This is a genomic window from Streptomyces silaceus (assembly GCF_001419745.1).
GTDB lineage: Bacteria > Actinomycetota > Actinomycetes > Streptomycetales > Streptomycetaceae > Streptomyces > Streptomyces silaceus.
Genome location: NZ_LIRJ01000640.1, coordinates 1 through 3,679, shown reverse-complemented (window position 1 = coordinate 3,679; position 3,679 = coordinate 1). Strand labels below are relative to the sequence as shown.

5 protein-coding genes are annotated in these 3,679 nt (G+C 70.8%); 3 read left to right on the top strand and 2 right to left on the bottom strand.

What is annotated here, in order from left to right; genetic code table 11:
* Positions 1-75: 75 nt before the first annotated feature.
* Together AOK22_RS38120 and AOK22_RS38115 are read right to left on the bottom strand one after the other, a co-directional pair.
* Complete coding sequence (locus tag AOK22_RS38120; protein WP_055703222.1) at positions 76-327, bottom strand: hypothetical protein; 252 nt, start codon at positions 325-327, stop codon at positions 76-78.
* Positions 328-628: 301 nt separating this feature from the next.
* Entirely contained in the window at positions 629-889 is a 261-nt protein-coding gene (locus AOK22_RS38115) for a hypothetical protein (RefSeq protein WP_055703221.1), read from the bottom strand.
* A gap of 308 nt (positions 890-1,197) precedes the next feature.
* On the opposite strand from AOK22_RS38115, the gene AOK22_RS38110 reads away from it, so the two are divergent.
* The 3 genes from AOK22_RS38110 (at position 1,198) to AOK22_RS38100 (ending at position 3,525) form a co-directional block, all read left to right on the top strand.
* Positions 1,198-1,479 (top strand): hypothetical protein, encoded by a 282-nt coding sequence (locus AOK22_RS38110; RefSeq protein ID WP_055703220.1) that lies wholly within the window; start codon positions 1,198-1,200, stop codon positions 1,477-1,479.
* A gap of 417 nt (positions 1,480-1,896) precedes the next feature.
* A complete protein-coding gene (locus tag AOK22_RS38105; protein WP_055703219.1) occupies positions 1,897-3,123 on the top strand; it encodes an FAD-dependent monooxygenase in 1,227 nt (408 codons plus the stop codon).
* A 93-nt stretch (positions 3,124-3,216) separates the two neighbouring features.
* Positions 3,217-3,525 carry a DUF4229 domain-containing protein gene (locus AOK22_RS38100; protein WP_055703218.1) on the top strand — a complete coding sequence of 103 codons (309 nt, stop codon included), beginning with the start codon at positions 3,217-3,219 and terminating at the stop codon, positions 3,523-3,525.
* The last annotated feature ends 154 nt before the right edge of the window (positions 3,526-3,679 follow it).

Here is a 3,679-nt window from a genome sequence, read left to right as displayed (position 1 = left end):
CGGGCACAAGGGCCCCGAGGGGTGCTCCCTCGGGGCCCTTGTGCCCGGTGGCTCCGAGAGAGCCAATCCCTTGGGTCAGGAATGCGAACCGGTCGAGTTACCGGTGGCGCCGGTGGAGTTCGCCGTCTTGGAGGACTTCATGAAGTACGCAGTCCCGTCCTCGGTGAAGCCGCTCTTGGTCTTGGACGACGTGCCGCCGTCGACGGTCGCCGAGTTGTCGGACTTCTCGTAGCCCGGGCCGTCGTGCGCGGAGGCGACGGTGGCACCTCCGAGGACGACCGGGACGACAACGGCTCCGACGGCGATCGCCTTGGCAAACTTGCGCATGAGACGCATTCCTTTCGATGTGCGGTGCGGGCATCGGGGCGGCCGTGCCCCGTCAGGGCGTTCGGGAGGGATCCCGACGGCCGCGGCCAGGGCCCACCCGCTCGGCCCTGCCGTGAACACCGTGAGCAGATCCGCACGAAAGCGCCTGCCGAGATCGGTCGGGCGAGCGTGACGGGCCGTCGGCTTCCTTGTCTCAAAAGGCGATGACCTGCGATGACATTCTGTCAGCGAATGATTACGCGGATTCTTGCCCTATGCACTAATGGGGTGACATGGCACCGACAGGCGGGGTGAGGCGGAGTCAGGAACGCGATCCCGTCGAGCTCTCCGACGCGCCCGTCGGTCCGGCCTGGCGCGTGACCGTACGGAAGTAGGCCCTGCCGTCCGGGGTGAAGCCGCTGACCGTCATCGTGCAGGAGCCGCCGTTTGCGTTCGCGGCCTTCTGGAACTTCTCGTACGCGGGGCCGTCACCGCCCGAGGACGCGGAGGCGAGACCGGCGCCGCCCAGGACGAGGGGAGCGACGAGCGCGCCGACTGCTGCGGTCTTGACGAAGCCACGCATGGGGATTCCTTTCCAGGGGAGAGTGCGACGGCACGGGCGTGCCGCGCGCAGAATCAACCTGGACGGCGACGGCGCCATCCGCGCGCGGACGGCAAGTCCATGCCGCGACCGCACGTGTGAACGACGCCGGTTCGGAGCCTCGTTGACCTGGGGTGACGCCCTCGGGCGGGAAACGCGGTGCGGGTAGTCCGGACGAGGGGCCGATGGTCGCCGGTCGCCGGGGCGAGTGTCCCGTACATCCGCCCTGCAGATGAGTGAGAGAGGCGCCGGACCCGTGTCCTTCGGGCGGTTCGCCCGTTGCTGAGGGCATGACATCAGCACGACGCATCATCGCCGCCGTTTCGCTGGCCGCCGGAGCCGCGGCCCTGGCCACCCCGGCCGCCCAGGCCGCCCCGCAGACCCACGAGGCGGGCACGCCCTCGGTGCTCAGCGCGGTCGACTCGCTCGGCACGTCCGGCATCCCCGAGGAGCAGCGCGCCCAGGTGCCGACCGTCGAGAGCCAGCTCGGCGGACTCCAGCGGCTGAACGAGCTGCACCAGGTCACCGACCTGGTCGCCCCGGTCACGAACGCGTTGCCGGCCGTCCAGTAGGCACGCGACCGGGCCCGCGCTCCTCTCCCCGCCTCCTCTCCCCGCTCTCCCTCTCCACTCCTTCCGTGCTCCTTCGGTACTCCTTCCGTACTCCTTCCGTGCGAGTCCGTCTTCGGCCACGTGGCAGTGCCGGAGGCGGACCCGGGCGGCGGGTGCGGCGGGTGCCGCGGGCGCGGGGCCGGTGCGGGGTCGGGGCGTAGCCGGAGTGTGGCCGGTGCAGGCGTCAACACCGGGCCTGCCTTCGGCCGTGATCCCGCCGGTGGCGCCTACGTTGTCCTTCTGCGGACGCTTCTCCCTGCCGGTCGCCGGGAGGCCCCGGGAATCCGGGCCCCTTCGCCCGCCGCCCTCCATGAAGCGGCAGAAGCTCCACGAAGCGGCAGAAGCTCCACGAAGCGACAGAAGACAACGGGAGCCCATGTGAAGATCGTTTGCGTCGGCGGCGGTCCTGCTTCTCTGTACCTGGCCGTCCTCGCCAAGCTCCAGGACCCGGCCCACGAGATCACGGTGTACGAGCGCCACGACGCCGACACCAGCCAGGGCTGGGGCGTGACGTACTGGCCCGACCTCCTGACGGACCTCACCGCCCACGATCCCGAGTCCGCCCGCCTCGTCGAAGAGCAGTCCGTGCGCTGGAAGGGCGGCTTCGCCCGCATCGGCGACCGGACCACCGCGCACGACGGGGACCCCGGACACGCCATCGGCCGCCACCGGCTGCGCTCGATCTTCGCCGACCGGGCGCGGTCGCTGGGGGTCAGGATCGAGTACGGCACGGAGATCGCGACGCGGGACGACCTGCCCGAGGCGGACCTCGTCGTCGCGGGCGACGGCGCGCACAGCCGGCTCCGCACCGAACACGCGACGCAGTTCGGTACGCAGGTGTCCACCGGCGCCAACCGCTTCATCTGGCTCGGCACGAGCCGGGTCTTCACCGCCTTCACCTTCGCCTTCGTGGAGACCGGCCACGGGTGGATCTGGTGCTACGCCTACGGCTTCAGCGCGGACCGCAGCACCTGCGTCGTCGAGTGCTCCGCCGAGACCTGGACCGCGCTCGGTCTCGACCGGCTCGACCACGACGAGGCCCTGCGACTGCTGGAGAAGCTCTTCGCCGATCTGCTCGACGGCCACGGGCTGCTCGGCCGCACCGGCGCGGGGCCCGCCCAGTGGCAGACCTTCCCGACCGTCACCAACGCGTCCTGGTCCCACGGCAACCTCGCCCTGATCGGTGACGCCGCGCATACGACCCACTACTCGATCGGCGCGGGCACCACCCTGGCGCTCCGCGACGCCATGAGCCTGGCCCGAGCGCTGGGGTCGGTGGCCCCGGGCGCCGCCCCGGAGGGGCTTCCGGGTGCTCTGGTGACGTACGAAAGGGAGCGGAAGCAGGCCCTGCTCTCCGTGCAGAGCGCCGCCCGGCACAGCGCGCAGTGGTACGAGAACCTGCCGCGCTACATGGGTCTGGAGCCCCACCAGATGTTCGCCCTGCTCGGGCAGCGGCACTCGCCGCTCCTGCCGCACGTGCCGCCCCGGCTCTACTACCACCTGGACCACGCGGTCGGCAGCCTGCAGGCGCTGCGCTGGCTCAAGCAGCGGGTGGGGACGAGTCTCGCGCGCGGGCTGCAGAGCCGGCGGGCGCCCCTGTCGTAGGGCGCACCCGCTTGCCTGGGACGGGTCCTCGCGTGCTTCACTGGAGAGGCTCGTCCAGCTCGGGCCCATTTCGGAACGGAAGAGTGGATTGAAATGCTCCGCTACACGCTGATGCGCCTCGGGATCTTCGTGGGTTGCTTCTTGGTCGTCTGGGGCCTCGTCTACTCCGGGATCTTGCCGCGTGGCCTGGGCGACTCCAACCTGCTGTGGGTGCTGCTGCTCTCGCTGGTGATCTCCGCTCCCATCAGCTTCGTGGCCCTGCGCAAGGAGCGGGACCGCGCCTCGGAGAACGTCGTGGCGCGCGTGGACCGCGCCAAGGCGAACCTGGAGGCGAACCGCAGCCAGGAGGACGTCGCGGACGACGCGGCCCGCGCGCAGGCGCAGGGCTCGCAGGCCTCGTAGCCTCTGAGGCTCGCAGGCTTCGTGGCCTCTGAGCCCCGTAGGCCCTGAGTCTGTAAGGCTCGTCACACAGGACTTTTCGGACCCCGGTTCCGGAGCGTTTCGCTCCGGAACCGGGGTTCCTTGCGTCGAGGGGCAGTTGGGGGCGGTCGGGGGG